Genomic DNA, 21,630 nt, shown 5'->3' on the forward strand with positions numbered 1-21,630 from the left:
TGAGGCTGTGGTGCCTCAAGAACCGCCTTTTGTGTCTTGTCTCACATTCCGGCGCCGGTGGCCGTTTACGCCGGCTCGGGTTCAGACGAGGCTTCTCGTCGGGAGCGGCTTGCCGTACCACATCTCGATCAGGCGGGCGGCGATGGAGATGCCGTACGGGGGCAGCACCTCGCCGGATTCGAAGGCCGCGTGCAGTTCCTCGCGGGAGAACCAGCGGGCCTCGTGGATCTCGTCGCCGTCGACGTTGATGTCGGTCGAGGTGGCGTGGGCCATGAAGCCGAGCATGAGGCTGGACGGGAAGGGCCAGGGCTGGCTGGCCACGTACTCGACCGGACCGACGGTGATGCCGGCCTCCTCGAAGACCTCGCGGCGCACCGACTGTTCGATGGACTCGCCGGGCTCGACGAAGCCGGCGAGCGTGGAGAAGCGGCCCTCGGGCCAGTGGACCTGGCGGCCGAGCAGGATCCGGTCCTCCTCGTCGGTGACGGCCATGATCACGGCCGGGTCGGTGCGCGGGTAGTGCTCGGCACCGCAGGCCTGGCAGCGGCGGATGTGGCCGGCGGCGGCGATGACCGTGCGCTCGCCGCATCGGGAGCAGAAGCGGTGGGTGCGCTGCCAGTTCTCCAGGCCGACCGCGTGCACCATGAGGCCGGCGTCTCGCGGTGACAGGAGCAGTCCGGCCTCGCGCAGGCCTGCCGGGCGCGCGGACTGGTCGATGCGGCCGGGCAGCGAGTCCTTCTGGAGGGCGAAGTAGCTGACGCCGTCCTCGCCGATGCCGAGGAAGTAGCGGTGGGCCTCGGTGAGCGGCGCCTCGAAGGAGGGGGTCATGACGAGTTCGGTCCGGCCGTCGGGCGTCTCGTCGATGAGCACCTGGCCGCCGGATACCACGAAGCAGCGGGTGGTGGGGTGGCTCCACGCCGCCGCGAGCCAGGCCTCGTCGAGCCGGTGGTGGGCGGCGCGGTCGATGCCGCTCGGGGCGGTCAGCGAGATAGGTCGGTCTGCGGTGCGGTCGGTCCAGGTGGTCACGGGTGCTTCCAACTCCCCCTGTGGAACGGTTCGTTTCGGCGGGCGGTTCGGCGGGATGTAGGGCGGGTGGGCACCGGGCCGGGCGTGGGCGGAGCGTGCGGGGCGGTTCTTCCAGTGTGCCCGCGCGCGGTGCCGTCCCGTACGGCACCTGCCGGTCAGGGGGCGGGACGCCAGTTCTCGGCGAGGTCGCCCCACAGGTAGGCGCTGGTCTCGACGCCCTTGAGGAGGAGGTCGAGTTCGACCTTCTCGTTCGGGGCGTGCCAGCCGTCGGAGGGGACGGAGATGCCCAGGAAGAGGACGGGGGCGCCGAGGATCTCCTGGAGGTCGGCGGCGGGTCCGGAGCCACCCTCGCGGGTGAAGCGGACCGGCCCCTGGAAGGCGCGGCCCATGGCGCGGGCCACGGACTGCAGCGCGGGGTGGTCGAGGGGGGTCAGGCACGGGCGCGTGGCGGAGCCGAAGCTGATCTCGTGCCGGACCCCGGCGGGCACCTGCTCGGCGACCCAGGCGTGGACGGCCTTCTCGATGTGGTCGGGGTCCTGGCCGGCGACCAGCCGGAAGGAGAGCTTCACCATCGCCGAGGACGGGATGATCGTCTTGCTGCCGGGGCCCTGGTAGCCGCCGCCGATGCCGTTGACCTCGGCGGTCGGGCGGGCCCAGATGCGCTCCAGAACGGTGTGCCCGGCCTCGCCGTGGGTGGCGTACGACTTGGCGGTGCGCAGCCACTGCTCCTCGTCGAACGGCAGCTCGGCGAAGAGTTCGCGGTCGCGGTCGGCCAGCTCGACGATGCCGTCGTAGAAGCCGGGGATCGCCACGCGCGCGTCCTCGTCGTGCAGGGCGGCCACGAGGCGGGCGGCGGCGGTGGCCGGGTTGGGGACGGCGCCGCCGAAGGAACCGGAGTGGATGTCCTGGTCGGGGCCGCACAGCCGGATCTCGCACTCGGCGAGGCCGCGCATGCCGGTGCAGACGGTCGGAGTGTCCGCCGACCACATGCCGGTGTCGGAGACGATCACGGCGTCGGCGGTGAGCTGTGCGGCGTGCTCCTCGACGAGGCTGCGGAAGTGCGGGGAGCCGGACTCCTCCTCGCCTTCGATCAGCAGCTTCAGGTTGACGGCGGGGGCGGTGCGGCCGGTGGCGGCGAGGTGGGCGCGGACGCCGAGTGTGTGGAAGAACACCTGGCCCTTGTCGTCGGCGGCCCCGCGCGCGTAGAGGCGGTTTTCGCGGATGACGGGTTCGAAGGGCTCGCTGTCCCAGCCGTCCTCGCGGGCGGCCGGCTGCACGTCGTGGTGGCCGTAGACGAGGACGGTGGGCGCGTCGGGGTCGCCCGAGGGCCACTCGGCGAAGACGGCCGGGGCGCCCGGGGTCTGCCAGACCTCGGCGGTCGGGAAGCCGGTCTCCTTGAGCTTGGCGGCGAGCCAGTCGGCGCTGTGCCGTACGTCGGGCGCGTGGTCGGGCTGGGCCGACACGGAGGGGATGCGCAGCCATGCGGTGAGGTCGTCGAGGAAGGCGGCGCGGTGCTGCTCGATGTACGTGCGGACGGCGCTGTCCGGGGTCTGGCTCATGCTCACGAGCCTATCGGCCCGCACCGACATCCTCGGCGGGCGGTTCGTCACACTTGGCTTGCCTCGCGTGCCCCTTCCGTGTCGCCCGGGTTGTCTCCGGTGAGAAGCCGCTCCAGGGCTGCCCGGTCGGGCAGGCCCTCGGGGCGTACGATCTCGCCGCTGCGCACGTACACGAAGGCAGCCGTGACCGACTCGGGCGGCACGCCCTGCTGCTCGGCCCAGGCCAGCCGGTACACGGCGAGCTGGAGGGGGTCGGCGGTGCGGGAGCGGCTGGTCTTCCAGTCGACGATCTCGTAGGCCGCTCCGTGGCCGTCGTCGTACTTGTAGACGGCGTCGATCCGGCCGCGTACGACCCGCCCGGCGAGGGTGAGCTGGAAGGGCGCCTCGACGCGGTAGGGGGTGCGGTGGGCGTACGCGGTGCGTTCGAAGGCCTCCTTGAGCGCCTCCAGGTCGCGTTCGTCGGCGATCTCGGCTGCGCTGCCGGGCAGCTCGTCGGGCTCCAGCACGGGCAGCGTCAATTCCTCGAAGCGCGCTTCGACCCAGGCGTGGAACCGGGTGCCCCGGCGCGCGCCGGGTTGCGGAGGGCGCGGCATGGGGCGCGCGAGTTCCTGCGCGAGCCCGTCCGGGTCCTCGGCGAGACGCAGCAGCTGGGACGCGGTCAGTGTGGTCGGCAGGGGGACGTCCGTGACGCTCTGCCGGGCGCGCAGCAGCTCACCGGTGAGCGCGTCGAGGTCACGGTCCCAGGAGGCGATGGTGCGGGCCTCCTCGGGGGTGATCTCCGGGGTGACCTCGGGGACGGCCTCGCGGGTGAGGGGCCGGGGATGCCCGGGCTCGACGGGGGCCGGCCCTTGGTGGGGAACAGCCGGCCGCTCGGCGCCCCAGGAGTCCCAGTCTCCGGGGTCCTCCGGATGCAGGGCGGCGTCATCGGCGTGCGGGCTCTCGGCGTACGGCTCCTCGTCGTACGGGAAGTCCTCGTCGTACGGAAACTCCCCCGCGTACGGGTCCTCGTCGTCCGGCGGCGCCGGCCAGTCGGGGTCGTCGAAGGCGTCGGGGGCGTGGGCAGCGGGCGGGTGACCGTCCTGCCGGGCGGCCAGGGTGTCCAGGTGGGCGAGGACGGTCTCCGCAGCCGCGCGGCGGCGGGCCATGGCCGCGTCGTCCAGGGGCAGCGGCCACACCTGGTCGGCGGTGGCCGTGTGCAGGGCCGGGTTCTCCTCGTCCTCGGCGGGCTCGTCGACCCACGCCTCGATCTCGCCGTACCCGGCGGCGCAGTGGTCGTGCAGGGCCTTGAGGAAGTCGGAGGGTCCGCGTGGCTTCTTCTGGCTGGGCCCCCACCAGTGGCCGGAGCCGAGGAGGAGGGAGCGGGGGCGGGTGAAGGTGACGTAGCCGAGGCGGAGTTCCTCGGTGTGCTGGTGCTCCTTCATGGCCTCGTGGAAGGCCTTCATGCCCCGGGAGTCCCAGGAGCCGATGTCTGGCAGGGTGTCGGTGTCGCCGCGCAGGGCGTGCGGCAGCACCCTGGCCTGCGCGGTCCACTTCTCGCGGCCCTGGGCGCTCGGGAAGGTGCCCTTGACCAGTCCGGGCACGGCGACGACGTCCCATTCCAGACCCTTGGACTTGTGCGCGGTGAGCACCTTGACGGTGTTCTCGCCGCCGGGCAGGGCGTTGTCGAGGCCCTTTTCGTACTGGGCGGCTGTGCGCAGGAAGCCGAGGAAGGCCAGCAGCGTGGCCTCGCCGTCGCCGGCCGCGAAGGAGGCGGCGACGTCCAGGAAGTTGGACAGGGTCTCGCGGCGGCGGGCGGCCAAGGCGTGCGGGGACGCCGACAGCTCCACCTCCAGGCCGGTGACCGCGAGGACGCGGTGCAGGACGTCCATCAGCGGGTCGGACAGGGAACGGCGCAGGTCCCGCAGTTCGGCGGCGAGGCGGGCGAAGCGCACGCGCGCGTCCGGGGAGAACGGCAGGCCGTCGTCGTCCCCGTCCTCGTCCAGGGGGCTTTCCAGGAACGTGTCCAGGGCGTCCGCGAGCGATATCACCTCGGACGGATCGACCCCTTCGACGGCCTCGGCGAGCCGGCGGTCCGGGTCGTCGGTGTCGCCCACGCGCGCGTGGGCGACCAGCAGGCGGGCACGGCGGCCGAGGAGGGCGAGGTCGCGAGGGCCGATGCGCCAGCGCGGGCCGGTCAGCAGGCGGACCAGGGAGGCGTTGGCCCCGGGGTCCTGGAGGACTTCGCAGACGGCGACGAGGTCGGCGATCTCGGGCAGGTGCAGCAGCCCGGACAGGCCGACCACCTCGACGGGGATGTCACGGGCGACGAGGGCGGCCTGGATCTCGGCGAAGTCGGTCGCCGTGCGGCACAGTACGGCGATCTCGCCCGGGGCCTTGCCGGTGCGCACGAGGTGGGCGATGGAGTCGGCGATCCAGTCGGTCTCCTCGGCGTGGGTGCGCAACAGGGCGCAGCGGACCGTGCCGTCGTGTTCGGCGCCGGGGGCCGGGCGGAGGGCCTCCACGCCCGCGTGCATGGCGCGCAGGGGCTCGGCGAGGCCGTTGGCCAGGTCGAGGAGGCGGCCGCCGCTGCGGCGGTTCTCGCTGAGGGCCTGGCGGGTGGCGGGGTGCCCGCCGGCGTGGGCGAAGTGCTCGGGGAAGTCGTCCAGGTTGGCGACGGAGGCGCCGCGCCAGCCGTAGATGGCCTGGCAGGGGTCGCCCACGGCGGTCACCGGGTGTCCGGTGCCGCCGCCGAACAGGCCCGACAGCAGGACGCGCTGGGCCACGGAGGTGTCCTGGTACTCGTCCAGGAGCACCACACGGAACTCCTCGCGCAGCAGCCGGCCCACGTCGGGGATGCCGGCGAGGCGGGCGGACAGGGCGATCTGGTCGCCGAAGTCGAGCAGGTCGCGTTCGCGTTTGGCGGCCCGGTAGCGCACGACGAGGTCGGTGAGCTCGCGGCGGGCGGCGGCGGCCTCGGGGACCTTGCGCAGGTCGGCGTTGGTGAGCTTGGTGCCCTCCAGGGTGCCGAGCAGGCCGGTGTCCCAGGCACGCAGCCGGGCGGGGTCCACGAGGTGCTCGGCGAGTTCGGAGTCGAGGGCGAGCAGGTCGCTGACGAGGTCAGCGAAGGAGCGGGTGAGCGCCGGGTAGGGGCCGGGAGCTTCGCGCAGTACGCGCGCGGCGAGCTGGTAGCGGGTCGCGTCGGCCAGCAGCCGGGAGGTGGGTTCGAGGCCGATGCGCAGGCCGTGGTCGGTCAGCAGGCGGCCGGCGAAAGCGTGGTACGTCGAGATGACCGGCTCGCCGGGCGGGTTGTCCGGGTCGATGACCTCGGGGTCGGTCACGCCGGCCTTGATCAGCGCCTTGCGGACGCGTTCGGCGAGTTCACCGGCGGCCTTGTTGGTGAAGGTCAGGCCGAGCACCTGTTCGGGGGCGACCTGCCCGGTGCCGACCAGCCAGACCACTCGGGCCGCCATCACGGTGGTCTTGCCCGAACCGGCTCCGGCCACGATCACCTGCGGGGCGGGCGGCGCGGTGATGCAGGCCGTCTGCTCCGGGGTGAACGGGATACCGAGGAGCTCTTTGAGCTGCTCGGGATCGGTGATACGGGCGGGCATGTCGACAGAGGCTAGCGGCGGGCACTGACAATCGAGGACGGATCGGCCGCCCGGGGAGGAAAAGACGCAGGTCAGCACGTGTGGTGCCGTACGTCACTCGGGCCTGTGCGGTTCGACGGGGTGCCGCGCGCCACTCGGGCTTCGGCCTCTGCACGGGTCGCCGCCGCGTCACTCGACCACGTGCCGCCCCTCCGGCCGGGCGCTGCACGAGGCGCGGAACGCGCAGTGCGTGCAGTGCTGGCCGGCGCTCGGTGTGAACTGCTCGTCGAGGACCTTTCCGGCGGCGTTGGCCAGCAGTTCGCCGACCCACTCCCCCGCGAGCGGCTCCTGGGCCTGCACCTTGGGCAGGGTCTCGCCGCCGTCCCGCTTGGCGGCGCCCTGCCTGAGGTGCACCAGTTCGGCGCCGCCCGGTTCGGGGCGTACGCCGTCGAAGGCGGTGTCGACGGCGCCTTCACGGACGGCGAGCTGGTACACGGCGAGCTGCGGATGACGGACCACCTCGGCGCCGCTGGGCGCCTGCTTGCCGGTCTTGAAGTCCACGACGTAGGCCCGGCCCTCGCCGTCCGCCTCGACGCGGTCCATCTGGCCGCGGATGCGCACCTCGTAGTCGCCCGCTGCGAGGGTGATGTCGAAGTCCTGCTCGCTGGCCACCGGAGTGCGGCCGGTGCGGTCCAGTACGTGCCAGTTCAGGAAGCGTTCGAGCGCCACGCGCGCGTTGTCCTTCTCCTGCGCCGACTTCCAGGGCGCGTCGAAGGCGAGCGCGTTCCACACCGACTCCAGGCGTTCCATCAGCGCGTCGAGGTCGGCGGCGGTGCGGCCGGAGGCGACCTCGTCGGCGAGGACGTGGACGACGTTGCCGAAGCCCTGGGCGGTCGTGGCGGGCGCGTCGGCCTTCACCTCGCGGCCCAGGAACCACTGGAGTGCGCAGGTGTTGGCGAGCTGGTCCAAGGCGCTGCCGGAGAGCACGACGGGCTGGTCGCGGTGGCGCAGCGGCACCTTGCTCTCGGTCGGCTCGAACATGCCCCACCAGCGGTAGGGGTGCGCGGACGGCACCAGCGGGCGGCTGTCCTCGTCCGCGAGCGCGGCAAGCCTGGCCAGGCGGCGGGCGGCGGCCTCCCGCAGGGCGGCCGAGACGCGCGGGTCGACGGTGGTGGCGCGCAGCTCGGCGACGAGCGCGGCCACGGACAGCGGGCGGCGGGGGCGGCCGGTGACGTCCCGGGGTTCTACACCCAGTTCGGTCAGGAAGCGGGAGGGCTGGTCGCCGTCGTCGGCCGGTGCCTTCACTGCGGTCACCACAAGACGCTCACGCGCGCGCGTGGCGGCCACGTAGAACAAGCGGCGCTCCTCGGCGAGCATCGCGCCCGGGGTAAGTGGTTCGGCGAGTCCGTCGCGGCCGATGCGGTCGGCCTCCAGGAGGGAGCCACGGCGGCGCAGGTCGGGCCACAGGCCTTCCTGGACGCCGGCGACGACGACGAGCCGCCACTCCAGGCCCTTGGCGCGGTGCGCGGTCATCAGACGGACGGCGTCGGGGCGTACGGCGCGCCGCGTGAGGGTGTCGGCAGCGATGTCCTCGGCCTCGATCTCCTCCAGGAAGTTCAGGGCGCCGCGGCCTCCGGTGCGCTCCTCCGCGCGCGCGGCGGTGGCGAACAGCGCACACACCGCGTCCAGGTCCCGGTCGGCGTTGCGGCCGGCCGCGCCGCCGCGCCGGGCGGCCCGTTCCAGGCGCGCGGGCCAGGGCGTGCCGTCCCACAGGTCCCACAGCGCCTCCTCGGCCGTACCGCCGCGGGCGAGGCGCTCGCGGGCCCTGCGGAGCAGCGCGCCGAGGCGCTGCGCTCCGCGCGCGTACGCGGGGTCGTGCGCCACCAGACGCTCGGGTTCGGCGAGTGCCTGCGCGAGTAGTTCGTCGGAGGGCGGCGGCAGGGGGTTCCCGGCGGCTCGCTCCTCCTCGCGCAGGGCACGCCCGAGGCGGCGCAGATCGGCGGTGTCCATGCCGGCGAGGGGGGAGGCGAGCAGGGTGAGGGCGGTCTCGGCGTCGAGCCAGTGCGTGTCGGCGGCCTGCTCGTCGGCAGGCGTCTCGCTGCCGGCTTCGAGAGCCGACTCCTCGGCTTCGCCGGGCGCGTCCCCACGAGAACGCCGGGCGGCCTCCGCCGAGAACTCCTCCGCTTCGTCGGCCCCTTCCTCACGAGAACGGCGGGCGGCCTCCGCCGAGGACTGCTCCGCTTCGCCGGGCGCCTCCCCACGAGAACGCCGAGCGGCCTCCGCCGAGAACTCCTCCGCTTCGCCGGGCGCCTCCCCGCGAGGACGCCGGGCGGCCTCCGCCGTGGCCACGGCCCTGAGGGCCGTCAGCAGGGGCGCCACGGCCGGCTCGTGGCGCAGGGGCAGGTCGTCACCGTCGATGTCCAGGGGGACGCCGGCCGCGGTGAGGGCGCGGCGCAGCGTCGGGATGGTCCGGGAGCCGGCGCGCACCAGGACGGCCATGTCGCTCCAGGGGACGCCGTCCTCCAGGTGCGCGCGGCGCAGGATGTCGGCGATGTTGTCCACTTCCGTGCCGGGCGTCGGGTACGTGTAGACCTCGACGCGGCCGCCGTCCCGTACGGCGGCCGGTTCGCGGTGGGCGCGCACCTTCTCGGCGGGCAGCCGGGGCAGCGGCATGCGCTGGGTGATCAGGCGGGTCGCGGCCAGCAGGGCGGCGCCGGAGCGGCGGGAGGTGCGCAGCACCTCGACGGGGGCGGGGCGGCCGTCCGCGCGCGGGAAGGCCACGGGGAAGTCCAGGATGCCGTTCACGTCGGCTCCCCGGAACGTGTAGATGGACTGGTCGGGGTCGCCGAAGGCGACCAGGGCGCGGCCGCCGCCGGCCAGGGCGTGCAGGAGTCGTACCTGGGCGGGGTCGGTGTCCTGGTACTCGTCGACGTACACGGCGTCGTACCGGGCGGCGAGGCGGGCTGCGACCTCGGGGCGGCGGGCGAGCAGCACCGCGCGGTGGACCAGTTCCGCGTAGTCGAGGACGCCCTGCAGGTCGAGCACGTCGAGGTATTCGGCAAGGAAGGCGGCCGCGGCCCGCCAGTCCGGGCGGCCGATGCGGCGGGCGAAGGCGTCCAGGGCACCGGGTGAGAGGCCCAGCTCGCGGCTGCGGGCGAGGACGGCGCGGACCTCGTCGGCGAAGCCGCGGGTGGTCAGGCAGGCGCGCAGCTCGTCCGGCCAGCGCACGTGGTCGAGGCCGAGCCGCTCCAGCTCGGGCTGCCCGGCGAGCAGCTCGCGGACGGTGACGTCCTGCTCGGGTCCGGACAGCAGGCGCAGCGGCTCCGCGAACAGTCCGCTGTCCTGGTGGGCGCGGACCAGGGCGTAGCAGTACGAGTGGAAGGTGGTCGCCCGCGGTGCGCGGGCCGCGCCGATGCGCAGGGCCATGCGGTCGCGCAGGTCGACGGCGGCCTTGCGGCTGAAGGTCAGCACCAGGATGCGTTCCGGGTCTGCGCCACGGGCGATGCGCGCGGCCACGGACTCCACCAAGGTGGTGGTCTTGCCGGTGCCGGGACCTGCGAGGACGAGCATCGGCCCGGTCCGGTGATCAACCACGGCGCGCTGTGTGGCGTCCAGACGAGGGGAATCGACGTCGGCCGGCGGGGTACGGACCAGTCGGTAAGCGCCACGGTTCCCCTGCCGCACCGGTGGGTGCGGCAGGCGCCTAGTGGAGGAAGAGGAGCTCACGTGGTTGGCCGGTCCTGGTGGTCGTGCTGGTGGGCAGGCGGTCACGCGTGCGAGGCGGTGGCCGCGGGATGAGGGGGACACGTGCAGCCGACGCTACGCCGCCGCACCGGACGGAAGCAGGGCTTCCGATTCTTCCCTCACGGCTCTCGCGGCCCTCGCGCCACGCGCGTCCCTCACCTCACGAACGTACGTCATGCCACGGACGTCCCCCGTGTCCCTCGTACGGGCCACAGGTTCCCCCTGAGGGCATCCGATGGCGGAAGCTGTCAGGTGTGACCCTCCGCGCCCGCACCACCGTCCCAGCGCGCCCGCCGCATGTCGAGTCGTGGCAGATGCCCCTCGGTGCTCCTGCCCGCCTCCTTCAGCGGCGTGCCCTCCGCGCGGTAGTGGGCGAGTGCGCGCAGCTCGTGGCCGGGCAGCAGCACTCCGTCGGCGCGCACCACGCGCCACCAGGGGACGGCGCCGCCGTAGAGAGCCATCACCCGGCCGACCTGGCGCGGCCCTCCCTCCTCGAGCCACTCGGCGACATCGCCGTACGTCATGACCCGCCCGGGCGGAATCCGCTCGGCGACCTCCAGGACCCGCTCGGCGTACTCCGGCAGCGCGTCCGCGTACCCCTCTCGGGTGTCCTCGGCAGGGCTCTGCTCGCTCATTCGCCCCATCCTGCCGCACCCCGCCGACAACGCGGCATGGTTGGCACAGGGCGGTCCCCTCGCCCTTGGGCAGCGCTTGCGGCAGACTGTCCGCCCGCGCATCCGCACCCTGATGGCCGCGTGTACCGGCGGGGCATGCCACCATCGTGCGGGCGGTGACTGGTGATACGAGACCAAGAAGAGACCATGAAGCAGCAGGGCGTGCACCCCGAAGGCGCGGAGGGCACCCCTGGCGCGGCCGCACGCCCCGCCACCGCCCGCGCGGGCGGTGGCGAGACCGGCGCCGCGAGCGATGATTCCGGCACACAGCGGCCCTTCACGCGCGCGCGTGAGGACGCCGCCGGGCCCGTCGAGGGGGCGCACGTCCCCGAGAACCCGCCGGCCGGCACAGGGCCGGGCGCCGGAGACGACGGTCTCCACCCGGACGAGGTCGAGGGCGACGAACCGCTGCTCCCCGCGCGCGTGCACCGGCCCTCCGACCTCATGCGGCTGCTGGTGGGCGTGCTCGCCATCGTCGTCCTGCTCGCCATCGCCGCGTTCGCGCACGGCACCACCTCGGGCCTCGAACAGGACATCAACAAGGGCACCGGCCAGGCCCCCGACCTGCTCATCAAGATCGCGGGACTGGCCTCCAGCATCGCGATCCTGCTGGTGCCGGTCGCCTTCGCGATCGAACGGCTGATCAAACGGGACGGGCTGCGGATCGCCGACGGCGTCCTCGCGGCCGTCCTCGCGCACGGAGTGACTCTCGCCACCGACCTGTGGGTCGCCCGAGGCGCCCCGGGCTCCATCCAGGAAGCGCTCACCCAGCCCTCACCAGGTGACATCCACGCCCTGACCGACCCGGTGCACGGCTATCTGGCACCCGTCATCGCCTACATGACGGCCGTCGGCATGTCCCGCAGACCCCGGTGGCGTGCGGTGCTGTGGATCGTGCTGCTGCTCGACGCGTTCTCGATGCTGGTCACCGGCTACACGACCCCGTTCTCGATCATCTTGACGGTGCTGATCGGCTGGACCATCGCCTACGGCACCCTGTACGCGGTCGGCTCGCCCAACGTCCGCCCCACCGGGCAGACCCTGATGGCGGGCCTCAGGCACGTCGGTTTCCACCCCGTCGGCGCGGCCCGCGAGGAGGCTGTGGAGACGGAGAACGGCGACCGCGGACGGCGTTATTTCGTCACCCTGGAGGACGGCCCGCCGCTGGACGTCACGGTCGTCGACCGGGAGCAGCAGGCCCAGGGCTTCTTCTACCGCGCGTGGCGCAATCTCACCCTGCGCGGCTTCGCCACCCGCTCCAGCCTGCAGTCGCTGCGCCAGGCGCTGGAGCAGGAGGCGCTGCTGGCGTACGCGGCGATCGCGGCGGGTGCCAACGCGCCCAAGCTGATCGCCACCTCGGAACTCGGCCCCGACGCGGTGATGCTCGTCTACGAGCACACGGGCGGGCGCACGCTGGACTCACTGGCCGACGAGGACATCACCGACGAACTGCTGCGCAACACGTGGCACCAGGTGCAGGCGCTGCAGTCACGGCGCATCGCGCACCGCAGGCTGGCCGGTGACGCAATTTTGGTGGATCGTTCCGGCAAGGTGATCCTCACCGAGTTGCGCGGCGGCGAGATCGCGGCAGGCGAACTGCTGTTGCGCATGGACGTCGCCCAGCTGGTCACCACGCTCGGCCTGCGGGTCGGCGCCGAACGGGCCGTGGCCTCGGCGGTCGGCGTGCTCGGCCCGGACGCGGTCGCCGACTGCCTGCCGATGCTCCAGCCCATCGCACTGACGCGCTCCACGCGCGCGACCCTGCGCCGACTGGCCCGGGAGCGTACGCAGCGCGAACGGGAAGCGGTCCTGGAGGCGTCCCGGCAGGCCAAGCAGGCCCGCCTGGAGGAGGCCTCCGAGACGACTCGGCCCGTCCTCGAAAAGCCCGACAAGAAGACGGTCCGCGCCGAGCAGCGCGCGGAGAGGCGGGCCATCGACGAAGCCCTCGACGAGGCACGCGAGGAGGACCTGCTCACGCAGATCCGGCACCAGGTGCTGCGGATCAGGCCCCAGGCGCCCGTGGAGCCGGCCCGCCTGGAGCGGGTGCGCCCGCGCACGCTGATCAGCTTCATCGCCGGTGCGATCGGCGCGTACTACCTGCTGACCCAGCTCACCCACATCGAGTTCGGCACGCTGTTCGCGCAGGCCCAGTGGGGCTGGGTGGCCGCGGCGGTGCTGTTCTCGGCGCTCAGCTACCTGGCCGCCGCGATGGCGCTGCTGGGGTTCGTGCCGGAGCGGGTGCCGTTCCCGAGGACGGTGGCGGCGCAGGTCGCCGGCTCCTTCGTGAAGATCGTGGCGCCGGCCGCGGTCGGCGGTGTGGCCCTCAACACGCGCTTCCTGCAGCGCACCGGCGTGCGCCCGGGGCTCGCGGTGGCGAGCGTCGGCGCGTCACAGTTGTTCGGGCTCGGCTGCCACATCCTGATGCTGCTGTCCTTCGGCTACCTGACCGGCACCGAGAAGACGCCGTCGCTGTCGCCGTCCCGGACGGTCATCGCGGGTCTGCTGACCGTGGCGGTACTCGTCCTCGTGGTGACCTCGGTGCCGTTCCTGCGGAAATTCGTCGTCACCCGTGTGAGGTCGCTGTTCGCAGGTGTCGTACCGCGCATGCTCGACGTGCTCCAGCGCCCGCAGAAGCTCGTCACCGGCATCGGCGGCATGCTGCTGCTGACCGCCTGCTTCGTGATGTGCCTGGACGCCTCCATCCGGGCGTTCGGCGACAACTCGACGTCGCTGAGCATCGCCAGTGTCGCCGTGGTCTTCCTCGCCGGCAACGCGCTCGGCTCTGCGGCGCCCACCCCGGGCGGCGTGGGCGCGGTGGAGGCGAGCCTCACGCTCGGCCTGATCGCCTTCGGCCTGCCCAAGGAGGTCGCCGCCCCGGCCGTCCTGCTGTTCCGGCTGCTGACCCTCTGGCTGCCGGTGCTTCCGGGCTGGCTCGCCTTCAACCAGCTCACCCGCAAGGGCGCCCTGTAGACAGGCCCGCACAGAGGCTCCGGGGACGTACCTCGGACGGCCCGTGTCCCGCGCGCGCCGGCCCGCGCGCCCCCACGATGGAAACATGGCGAACCCCTCCCGGCCGCGTGCCGCCGCCCTGACCACCGGCATCGTGCTGCTGGCCGCCCTGCTGGCCGGGTGCAGTCACGGCGCCGAGGACGGGGACCTCACGGCGCAGAAGCTGGACTGGAAGGACTGCCCGGCGCCGTCCGAGGCGGAGGGCGGCGGCGGTTCCCCGTCCCCGCTGCCGAACGGCACCCAGTGGCAGTGCGCCACCATGAAGGCGCCCCTGGACTGGAGCAATCCCAAGGGCGACACCATCGGTCTCGCCCTGATCCACGCCAAGGCCAGCGGCCCGGCCGGCAAGCGGATCGGCTCGCTCGTGTTCAACTTCGGCGGCCCCGGCGGCAGCGGCGTCACCACCCTGCCCGCGTTCGCCGAGGACTACGCCGCCCTGCGCACCCGCTACGACCTGGTGAGCTTCGACCCACGCGGGGTCGGGCGCAGCAAACCGGTGAAGTGCGAGAGCGACGCCCAGCTCGACCAGTACTTCCAGCAGGACGCGACACCCGACGACAGCGCCGAGCGCACGCAGTTGCTGGAGCGCACCAAGCAGTTCAACGGCGCCTGCGAGAAGCACTCCAAGACGATCCTGCCGCATGTGCGCACCACCGACGTGGCCCGCGACATGGACCTGATGCGCCAGGTGCTCGGCGACGACAAGCTGCACTACTTCGGCATCTCCTACGGCACGGAACTCGGCGGCGTCTACGCCCACCTGTTCCCCAAGGACGTCGGGCGGGCGGTCTTCGACGCGGTGATCGACCCCACGCAGAACCCGGAACAGAGCGCGCTCGGGCAGGCCAAGGGCTTCCAGCTCGCACTCGACAACTTCGCCCGGGACTGCACGTCGAAGACGACCGGCTGCCCGATCGGCGACACGGCCCAGGACGTGAAGGACCGCATCGCCAAACTGCTGACGGACCTGGAGAAGAAGCCGATCCCCGGCATCCTCCCGCGCGAGCTGACCCAGACCGCGGCGACCAACGGCATCGCGCAGGCCCTGTACTCCAAGGACTTCTGGGAGTACCTCACCGAGGGGCTCCAGCAGGCGTACGAGGGCGACGGAAGGGTCCTCATGCTGCTGTCCGACTCGATGAACGGCCGCAACGAGAGCGGCGAGTACAGCAACATCACTGCGGCGAACATCGCCATCAACTGCTCCGACGAGAAACCCCGGTACACCCCCGACTTCGTCCAGCAGAAGCTGCCCGAGTTCCGCGCCGCCTCCCCGCTGTTCGGGGACTACCTGGCCTGGGGCATGGTCGGCTGCACCGACTGGGCCGTGCCGGGCGCCGCCGACCATCCCGACGTCAGCGCACCGGGATCGGCACCCATCCTCGTCGTCGGCAACACCGGCGACCCCGCCACCCCGTACGAGGGCGCGAAGAAGATGGTGGACGCACTCGGCAAGGGCGTCGCCGTCGAGCTGACGTACCGGGGCCAGGGGCACGGGGCGTACGACAGCAAGAACAAGTGCGTGCAGAACGCGGTGAACGGCTACCTGCTGGACGGGAAGGTACCGAAGCCCGGTACGGTCTGCACCTAGCGAAAATCCCCGCAAAATCGCAGGTCAGATGGTTATCCACAGGCCGCTACGGGCTAAGCCCGCTCCGCCTACCATGGCCTGAACGCCCGCCGCGGCACGACGCGGAGGGCCTGCTAGGGGGGTGCACATGTCGCGATTCCTGCGGTGGGCGGCCGCCGCGGCCGCAGCGCTGCTGGTGGCCGGATGCGGTGGCGGCTCGTCGGGCGGGGGCCATGACGAGGGCAAGACGACAAGTCCGGCCAGGGAAAAGGAGACCGGTCCGGCTTCCGTGCCGGCGTCACCGCCTGCGATGGACCCGCCCTCCTCGCTCACCTCGCAGCGGCTCGACTGGCACCGCTGCAAGGCCACTGACTCCGCCGCGCCGAGCGACGACTGGCGGTGCGCCACACTCAAAGTGCCGCTGGACTGGTCGAAGCCGGGCGGTACGACGATCGGCCTCGCCCTCATCCGCGCCCGGGCGACCGGAAGCGACCGGATCGGCTCGCTGTTGTTCAACTTCGGCGGCCCCGGCGGCTCGGGCGTGTCGATGATGCCGTACTACGGCACCACCGTCTCCCACCTGCGCGAGCGCTACGACCTGGTGAGCTGGGACCCGCGCGGGGTCGGGGCCAGCGAGGGCGTCCGCTGCCGCGGCGACCGGGCCATCGGGGCGGCCGAAGCGGTGGACGCCACTCCGGACACCCCGGCCGAGGAGAAGGCGTATCTGCGGGACGCCACCGACTTCGGCAAGGGCTGCCGGAAGGCTGCCGGCACGCTGCTGGCGCACGTGTCGACGACCGACACCGCGCGCGACATGGACCTGATGCGCCAGGTGCTCGGCGACCGCACGATGCACTACTTCGGCATCTCCTACGGCACCGAACTGGGCGGCGTGTACGCCCACTTGTTCCCGAAGCGGGTCGGCCGGCTGATCCTCGACGCGGTGGTCGACCCGACCGCGGACACGGTGGGCCATGCCGAGAACCAGGCCCGCGGCTTCCAGCGCGCCCTGGACGACTATCTGAAGTCCACCGGCCAGGACCCGAAGCAAGGCTCGCGGAAGATCGTGGCCCTGCTCCGGCGGATCGACGCGAAGCCGCTGCCCACCTCGTCCGGCCGGAGGCTGACCCAGACGCTCGCGGTCACCGGAATCATCCGGCCGCTGTACAGCGAGGCCGGCTGGCCGCAGCTGACCAGCGCGCTCAAGTCGGCGCAGAGCGGCGACGGTTCACAGCTGCTGGCGCTCGCGGACGAGTACGACGAGCGCGACGCCTCGGGGCGCTACGGCACGACGAGCCACGCCCAACGGGTCATATCGTGCCTGGACGACAGGCAGCGGCCCACGCTCGCACAGACGAAGAAGCTGCTGCCCGAGTTCGAGCGGATCTCACCGGTGTTCGGCGACTTCCTGGGCTGGGACACGGCCGGGTGGTGCCACGACTGGCCGGTGCCGGGGCAGTTCGACACCCCCGAGGTCAGCGCGCCGGGTGCGGCACCGATCCTGCTGGTCGGCAACACCGGGGACCCGGCGACACCGTACGAGGGTGCCCGCAGGATGGCCGACGAGCTGGGCAAGGGCGTCGGAGTCAACCTCACCTGGAAGGGCGAGGGACACGGGGCGTACGGCAACGGCAGCGACTGCGTCGACTCGGCGGTGGACGCCTACCTGCTCGACGGGACAGTGCCGAAGGACGGCACGGTCTGCTCATGACGACGGCGGGGGCCCCGGGCGCCAACAGCACCCGAAGCCCCCGCCGCTCGGACCGGAAGGCCTGCTCGTCTCGACCGCCGAGGCGTCGCTCAGTAGACCGGCTTGTGCGGTTCGATCTGGTTGACCCAGCCGATCACGCCGCCGCCGACGTGGACGGCGTCCGCGAAGCCCGCGGACTTGAGGACGGCGAGGACTTCCGCACTGCGGACACCTGTCTTGCAGTGCAGGACGATCTTCTTGTCCTGCGGCAGGCCCTCCAGGGCGGTGCCCATGAGGAACTCGTTCTTCGGGATCAGCTTGGCGCCCGGGATGGAGACGATCTCGTACTCGTTCGGCTCGCGGACGTCGATGATCTCGATGCTCTCGCCGTCGTCGATCCACTCCTTGAGCTGCTTGGGAGTGATCGTCGAACCGGCGGCCGCCTCCTGGGCCTCCTCGGAGACGACGCCGCAGAAGGCCTCGTAGTCGATGAGCTCGGTGACGGTCGGGTTCTCGCCGCAGACCGCGCAGTTCGGGTCCTTGCGGACCTTGACCTGGCGGTACTGCATCTCCAGGGCGTCGTAGATCATCAGGCGGCCGACCAGCGGCTCGCCGATGCCCGCGAGGAGCTTGATGGCCTCGTTGACCTGGATGGAGCCGATGGACGCGCACAGCACACCCAGCACGCCGCCCTCGGCGCAGGAGGGGACCATGCCCGGCGGCGGGGGCTCCGGGTAGAGGCAGCGGTAGCAGGGGCCGTGCTCGGACCAGAAGACCGAGGCCTGGCCGTCGAAGCGGTAGATCGAGCCCCACACGTACGGCTTGTTCAGCAGCACGCACGCGTCGTTGACCAGGTAGCGGGTCGCGAAGTTGTCCGTGCCGTCGACGATCAGGTCGTACTGGCTGAAGATGTCCATCACGTTGTCGGCTTCGAGCCGCTCCTCGTGAAGGATCACGTTCACGTACGGGTTGATGCCCTTGACCGAGTCGCGCGCGGACTCGGCCTTGGAGCGGCCGATGTCGGACTGGCTGTGGATGATCTGCCGCTGCAGGTTCGACTCGTCGACCTCGTCGAACTCCACGATGCCGAGCGTGCCCACGCCCGCGGCGGCCAGGTACATCAGCGCCGGCGAGCCCAGGCCGCCGGCGCCCACACAGAGCACCTTGGCGTTCTTCAGCCGCTTCTGCCCGTCCATCCCGACGTCGGGGATGATCAGGTGGCGGGAGTACCGGCGGACCTCGTCTACGGTGAGCTCAAGAGCTGGCTCGACCAGGGGTGGCAGCGACACGGGGACTCCGTTGGTCGGTCAATCACTACAGTTGTTCTCTCCGTAACACTGCCACGACCTTCTTCATTCCGAGACACCCGTTCCGACACGCGAGACGATGTCGTCCCAGTAGCCGGGCATGGTCTCCCACGGGTCGGTGCGGCCGCCGCGGTCGGTGTGGTCCGTGAAGTAGATCGTCGACGCGCCCTGCCAGCGGGCGATGCGCAGCGCCTCCTCCAGATGGCCCCGGGGCACACCGTGCACGAAGTGGCAGAAGCGGTCGGGCGGGTAGTCGGCGGTCCACTCGGCCACCTGGGACCAGCGGTAGTCGGACCAGGAGCCGGAGAAGGTCACCAGTTGGTCGGCGTTCTCCGCGTACCCGGGGTGCGGGTGGCTGCCGTGGCCGAGGACGATGTGGGCGCTGTCACTGATCGCCCGCAGGGTGGTGATCGCGTGGCGGACTTCGGGGAGCGCGCTGCGCTCGGTCGGGCAGCGGTCCAGCAGGAAGCCGTCGGCCCGGTACCAGTCGAGGTAGCGGTGCGCGTCGCCGAGCAGGTCGGCGAGGGCTCGGGCGCCGTGGGTGAGGTCCAGATGGCCGAGGACGCGAACGCCGGCGCAGCGCAGTCGGGCGGCCGCATGGAGGCAGTGCGGGTCGGGGCGTGTGCCGGGTCCGGCGGCGACGTTCAGGACGACCCAGTCGAGAGGGGTGCCGGGGCGGGTGAGTTCGGCCCACTGGGCGGGGGCGACGAGCGGGTGGGCGTAGCCGGGGATGCCGAGGGCGGTACGGGTTGCGGTGCGCGCGGTGCCCGCTGTGGTGCTGGTCAGATGCGGCATGCCGCCTCCATCCAGATGTCGGCCAGGGATTCTTCGAGGTTGATCCGGGGCCGCCAGCCGAGCCTGTCGCGGGCGGTGCGCACATCGGCCTGCTGCCAGCTGCCGCAGCCGTCCGGGTACGGGTACGCGACCGGGCCCGCGTGCTCGGAGTCGACGCGGGGGTGGCCGATGGGGCTGCGCAGCGGCCCGGGAGGGGCGTCGAGTTCGTGGAGGGCGCCGCCGTATCCGGCGACCCGGGCGAGCACGGCGGCTGCGTCGCGGAGGCGTACCGCGCGGCCGGAGCCGATGTTGATGACGCCCTGCGCGGCGGAGAGCGAGGCGGCGTGCACGGCGCGGGCGACGTCGCGGACGTCGACGAAGTCGCGCTGGACGCCGAGGCCGCCGAGCTTGAGTTCCCCGTCGCCGGACTGCATGGCACGGCGCATGGCCTCGGCGAGCCGGCCCAGCGGGGAGCCGGCCGGGGTGCCGGGCCCGGCGGGTGAGAAGACGCGGAGCACGACGGCGTCGAGGCCGGAGCCGAGGACCAGTTCGGTGGCGGCGAGTTTGCTGACACCGTACGGCCCGCCGGGGCGGGGCACGGCGTCCTCGGCGGTGGAGGAGCCGGGCTGGCTGGGGCCGTACTCGGAGCCGCACCCGATCTGCACCAGGCGGGCGCCGCAGCCGCTGCGGCGCAGGGCTTCGCAGACGGTCGCGACGGCGACGGTGTTGTGCCGGGTGAGCTCGCGGGCGCCGCCGCGGGTGGCGCCGGCGCAGTTGATGACGACTCCGGGGTGGACCGCGTCCAGGAAGCGGGTGAGCGCTCCGGGGCTGCCCGTGGCGAGGTCGAAGCGGACGTCGGCGTCGTCGCCGCGGCCGAGCGCGGTGAGCTGGACGGCCGGGTCGGCGAGCAGGCGGTCGGCGACGAAGCGGCCGATGTATCCGTTGGCTCCGATCAGCAGGACCCTCATCGTGCGGCTCCCGGGGTGTGCGCTCCGGCGGCTCCCAAGGCTCCGGACGCTCCGGGCGCTCCGTGTCGGGAGGTGGTCATCTGGTCTTCTCCTTCAGAGGGGTGGTGCGGTTGCCTGCGACGTCAAAGGCGCGGTGCGGTCGCCTGCGGCGGTGGGCCGGGCCCGAGCGGCTGCGGCCGGGGGCCGGTGGCGGAAGGTTCACTCGGGTGCTCCCGTGGGGGCGTGGGCCGAGGCCTGGGTGAGGGTGCGCTGGGCGTGGACCAGCAGGGTCAGGGCCGCGGTGCCACAGGCGAGTACCGGGACAGCGGCCGTGCCCCAGGCGTCCACCAGGGTTTGGACGGGGGTCGCCAGGAAGGCGCAGCCGGGCAGCCGGCCGGCCAGGGGCAGGGCGAGGGCCGCCGCCTCGGTGGCCGCCGCCGCGGCGAGGACGAGGGCCGGGGCGTGCCGGCGGTGGTGCACGGTGAGGAGGCGGGCGAGCAGGAGCAGGGCGCCGAGAGTGAGGGCCTGCGGGTAGTGCGCACCCTCGTGCAGGGCGGCGCCGCACAGGGCGAGCAGGGCGGTGAGGGCGCCGAGGAACAGGGCGAAGGTGCCGAGCAGCAGTGGCCGGGCTGCGGCCGTGAAGTCCTCCAGGCCGCGGCTGCCGGCGAGCCTGCGGCGGGCGCCGGCGGCGAGGAGGTGCGCGCACCAGGCGGCCGGGGCGCAGGCCAGGGTGAGCGCCAGGGCGGGTGCGGCGGTCACGGGCCAGGGGCCGTCCGGGGCACCGGTGGGCAGGGCGTCGGGGCCGCCGGCCAGGATCGCCCGCAGGAGTCCGTCGCCCAGGAGGGCGTAGCCGAGCAGACAGAGGGTCCACGCGCGCGTGCCGGATCCCGTACGCCACGAGGGTGTGCCTGGCGCGGCGGCGAGGGGGCCGCGGCGCAGGGCTGCGCGGACCGCGAGGCCGACGGCGAGGAGTCCGCCGAGGGCCACCGGCAGGCGGGCCTGGCCGTGGGTGAGGTGCAGTCCGGCCAGGACGGCCGTGCCGAGCGCCCCGGGCAGGAGGGTGAGCAGGATCCAGCCGGCGCTGACGCGGGGTACGCGCACGGGCTCGGGGTACGGACGCGATGCGCCGTCGCGGGGCACGCGCGCGTACAGCTCCTCGGCGAGCGAGAAGACGTCGCGGTGGCGGAAGCGGGCGGCGGTGCGGTCGGTGATGCCGAGCGCCTCGAGGCCGGCGGCGATCTCCAGCGGGTCCACGGCCCGTTCGCACAGCTCCCGGTGACGGTGCAACAGGGCCTTCACGGGGTCGGCGGCGCCGCGCCGGGGGGCGGCTCTGCGGCTCCTGTCGGGCTCGGCGTCCGCTCCGCCACGCGTCGAGGCCGAGGGCGAAGACAGCTGGGCCGCTCGGGGACGCACCGATGCCGTTGGCGTCCGGGCCACGGCGACGGAGGCCGCCGAAGTCCTGGCTGCCGGGGGCGAGGGCGCCTCGAAGGCCTCGGACGCGTCCGCCGCCGTGAGAACCCTCGCATCGAACGGCGCGGCCCAAGCCTCGGTCGCCGTGGGAGTCCCGGAGGTCTCCCAGGGGTCGGGGTCCGGTCGGTCGGTGGCGCCGGCGGGCGCACGGCGCTCCCCGGCCGGCCAGTGTCCCGGCCGCGCGTCCCATGCGTCCGCGCCGCTCGGCATGCCGGGGCGGTCCGGTCCGCCCGGCTCGCCCAGGGTGCCCGCGCTCTCGCCGCGCGCGCCGCGCGCAGCACGGGGTTCGCC

Annotated in this window: 12 protein-coding genes; 3 read left to right on the top strand and 9 right to left on the bottom strand. The window is 73.0% G+C overall.

Annotation, left to right across the window (positions count from 1 at the left end; all coding sequences use genetic code 11):
• Positions 1 to 81: 81 nt before the first annotated feature.
• From nudC to AQI88_RS32185, 5 genes are all read right to left on the bottom strand, one after another.
• Complete coding sequence (nudC, locus tag AQI88_RS32165) at positions 82 to 1,026, bottom strand: NAD(+) diphosphatase (RefSeq protein WP_067005910.1); 945 nt, start codon at positions 1,024 to 1,026, stop codon at positions 82 to 84.
• A gap of 155 nt (positions 1,027 to 1,181) precedes the next feature.
• Positions 1,182 to 2,585 (bottom strand): dipeptidase, encoded by a 1,404-nt coding sequence (locus tag AQI88_RS32170; protein ID WP_067005912.1) that lies wholly within the window; start codon positions 2,583 to 2,585, stop codon positions 1,182 to 1,184.
• A 47-nt stretch (positions 2,586 to 2,632) separates the two neighbouring features.
• Positions 2,633 to 6,175, bottom strand: coding sequence for an ATP-dependent helicase (locus tag AQI88_RS32175; RefSeq protein ID WP_067005914.1), 3,543 nt, complete (start codon positions 6,173 to 6,175; stop codon positions 2,633 to 2,635).
• A gap of 168 nt (positions 6,176 to 6,343) precedes the next feature.
• Positions 6,344 to 9,880, bottom strand: a complete 3,537-nt coding sequence (locus AQI88_RS32180) for an ATP-dependent helicase (RefSeq protein WP_079057944.1) — start codon at positions 9,878 to 9,880, stop codon at positions 6,344 to 6,346.
• Between the two features lie 266 nt (positions 9,881 to 10,146).
• Positions 10,147 to 10,533 carry an MGMT family protein gene (locus tag AQI88_RS32185; protein ID WP_067005918.1) on the bottom strand — a complete coding sequence of 129 codons (387 nt, stop codon included), beginning with the start codon at positions 10,531 to 10,533 and terminating at the stop codon, positions 10,147 to 10,149.
• A 186-nt stretch (positions 10,534 to 10,719) separates the two neighbouring features.
• Between AQI88_RS32185 and AQI88_RS32190 the strand changes: the two genes are divergently transcribed.
• The 3 genes from AQI88_RS32190 (at position 10,720) to AQI88_RS32200 (ending at position 16,862) form a co-directional block, all read left to right on the top strand.
• The gene (locus AQI88_RS32190) at positions 10,720 to 13,542 is read left to right on the top strand and encodes a lysylphosphatidylglycerol synthase domain-containing protein (protein WP_067005920.1); all 2,823 of its coding nucleotides are present in this window, start codon (positions 10,720 to 10,722) and stop codon (positions 13,540 to 13,542) included.
• An 85-nt stretch (positions 13,543 to 13,627) separates the two neighbouring features.
• Positions 13,628 to 15,172, top strand: coding sequence for an alpha/beta hydrolase (locus AQI88_RS32195; protein WP_067005922.1), 1,545 nt, complete (start codon positions 13,628 to 13,630; stop codon positions 15,170 to 15,172).
• Positions 15,173 to 15,299: 127 nt separating this feature from the next.
• Positions 15,300 to 16,862: an alpha/beta hydrolase gene (locus AQI88_RS32200; protein WP_067005924.1), complete on the top strand. Its 1,563-nt coding sequence runs from the start codon at positions 15,300 to 15,302 to the stop codon at positions 16,860 to 16,862.
• A gap of 89 nt (positions 16,863 to 16,951) precedes the next feature.
• Here AQI88_RS32200 and moeZ read toward each other — a convergent pair whose 3' ends face one another.
• The 4 genes from moeZ to AQI88_RS32220 form a co-directional block, all read right to left on the bottom strand.
• Positions 16,952 to 18,130: an adenylyltransferase/sulfurtransferase MoeZ gene (moeZ, locus tag AQI88_RS32205; protein WP_067005927.1), complete on the bottom strand. Its 1,179-nt coding sequence runs from the start codon at positions 18,128 to 18,130 to the stop codon at positions 16,952 to 16,954.
• A gap of 63 nt (positions 18,131 to 18,193) precedes the next feature.
• Positions 18,194 to 18,943 carry a spherulation-specific family 4 protein gene (locus AQI88_RS32210; protein ID WP_067005929.1) on the bottom strand — a complete coding sequence of 250 codons (750 nt, stop codon included), beginning with the start codon at positions 18,941 to 18,943 and terminating at the stop codon, positions 18,194 to 18,196.
• A complete protein-coding gene (locus AQI88_RS32215) occupies positions 18,931 to 19,890 on the bottom strand; it encodes an NAD-dependent epimerase/dehydratase family protein (RefSeq protein WP_067005931.1) in 960 nt (319 codons plus the stop codon). The genes AQI88_RS32210 and AQI88_RS32215 overlap by 13 nt, the downstream gene beginning before the upstream one ends.
• 198 nt (positions 19,891 to 20,088) lie before the next feature.
• Positions 20,089 to 21,582 (bottom strand): hypothetical protein, encoded by a 1,494-nt coding sequence (locus tag AQI88_RS32220; RefSeq protein WP_425264580.1) that lies wholly within the window; start codon positions 21,580 to 21,582, stop codon positions 20,089 to 20,091.
• Positions 21,583 to 21,630 lie beyond the last annotated feature (48 nt).

Origin of the sequence: Streptomyces cellostaticus (assembly GCF_001513965.1) — a bacterium.
Taxonomy (GTDB): Bacteria; Actinomycetota; Actinomycetes; order Streptomycetales; family Streptomycetaceae; genus Streptomyces; species Streptomyces cellostaticus.